The organism is Stenotrophomonas maltophilia group sp. RNC7 (assembly GCF_030910085.1).
GTDB lineage: Bacteria > Pseudomonadota > Gammaproteobacteria > Xanthomonadales > Xanthomonadaceae > Stenotrophomonas > Stenotrophomonas sepilia.
The window spans coordinates 1-472 of record NZ_JAVFVN010000031.1 but is presented as its reverse complement, the minus strand read 5'-3'; the positions used below and the strand labels follow the sequence as shown (position 1 = coordinate 472).

The window sequence follows — 472 nt, the reverse complement described above, 5'->3', positions numbered from 1 at the left end:
CCGGCCATTACGCGCTCAATAGCTGTAGAAACATGGAACGGCGGCAGATCGAGACCTTTTACAAAAGCTTTGGCGTCCGCTGGATTTTCAAGCTTCGGAAAAGGTTCGCTCGCCCCGCTTACGCGCACATACGCAGACGGGACTTCTCTATTCTCCAAAGCCCCATGATCTGACGCTGGTTCTGATTTTGAATATGAATGTAAAGGTGATTGTGGTTGTGATGGTGATTGTGATTGCTTTCCATCGGCTTTAAGCCGATCAAAAGCCGAATTAAAGCCGGGCTTTCCATCGGCTTTTTCTTCCCGCCTTGGTCTCCCGCCTTTTTTACCGTTCTCAGACAGCTTTTTATGCTTTTCTTCTGACTGCGAACGAATGTCAGCGGTACGTTTGTGCACCCAAAGATAATCGTATAACGGCGCCAGAACCTCCTTCACGGCTTCCCAACGTTCGGTATCCACATGAGCAATGCGGC

General features: G+C 49.6%; 1 protein-coding gene. It reads right to left on the bottom strand.

Annotation, left to right across the window (positions count from 1 at the left end; all coding sequences use genetic code 11):
* Positions 1-458, bottom strand: a 458-nt coding sequence (locus RCF13_RS00175) for a hypothetical protein (protein ID WP_308140666.1), incomplete at its 3' end; no start/stop codon positions are given.
* Positions 459-472 lie beyond the last annotated feature (14 nt).